Origin of the sequence: Emticicia sp. 17c (assembly GCF_037153985.1) — a bacterium.
Lineage (GTDB): Bacteria > Bacteroidota > Bacteroidia > Cytophagales > Spirosomataceae > Emticicia.
Genome location: NZ_JBBAYI010000057.1, coordinates 1 through 1,009 on the forward strand (window position 1 = coordinate 1; position 1,009 = coordinate 1,009).

1 protein-coding gene is annotated in these 1,009 nt (G+C 32.8%); it reads left to right on the forward strand.

Features of this window, described 5'->3' with window-relative positions; all coding sequences use genetic code 11:
- Window positions 1-296: 296 nt before the first annotated feature.
- A complete protein-coding gene (locus WAA15_RS24450) occupies window positions 297-995 on the forward strand; it encodes a transposase (RefSeq protein ID WP_337045473.1) in 699 nt (232 codons plus the stop codon).
- The last annotated feature ends 14 nt before the right edge of the window (window positions 996-1,009 follow it).

A 1,009-nucleotide genomic window follows, 5' to 3' on the forward strand; every position in this document is an offset into this window, starting at 1 on the left:
ATGCGAATAATGGGTTGAAAGAGCAGAAATAGAGCCAAGACAACTAAGACTTACTTTTATGGTGACCAAACTATAAAAAAAGACTTATGTTAGAATATGAACTCATAGCCTTGTACTTCTATTTCTGCGAGTGCTATAATAGTGAACTTCGTTGGTATAATCAGCGATTTAGCAATAATTCTTCGCCTAGTAACGAAAAAATTACAGATCAGGAGCTTTTAACTATATATTTCTATAGTCGACGATATGAGAATAAGCATCTAAAGAAGGAGATATGGGATTTTGCTAATCGTTACATGCGTTCATGGTTTCCCAATTTACCAGCTTATGCTAACTTTAATCATCGGCTTAATAATTTATCAAGTGCTATATTAGCATTAATTGCCAAACAATTGGAAGCATTAAAAAACATTGAGAATGAATCTATTAGTGAAGGTATTTCATTAGTTGACTCATTACCAATCATGCTTTGTTCTGGTAAACGACAAGGCAAAGTAGCCCTTGAAATAGCAGACAGAACCTTTTGTGCAACAAAAAACATCTACTATTTTGGTGTTAAATTACACTTTGTGGCTTTTCGACGAGTTAAAAAATTACCTTTACCTGAATTTATAAGTCTCACAAGTGCTTCTGAATTCGATTTAATAGCCCTGAAGCCTATTTTGCCTAAACTCGTTGATAGGGCTATTTTTGCTGATAAAGCTTATGCTGATAAATCGCTTAATGAACAGCTTTTAAAAGACAGTAATACTTATATTTATACACCTGTTAAACTCATTAAAGGGGAGCATGAATCTGTTAGACAATATAAAAAAGCAGCTGATGACTTATTTTCTACTGCTGTTTCTATTGTTCGACAACCTATTGAAAGTTTATTTAACTTTTTGATTGAAAAAGTAAAAATTCAAAATGCTTCAAAAGTCAGGGCGACCAATGGACTTTATTCTCATATCTGGGGTTCTATTGCTACTGCTTTACTTTTTTGGATGTTTTAACCCATTATTCACAT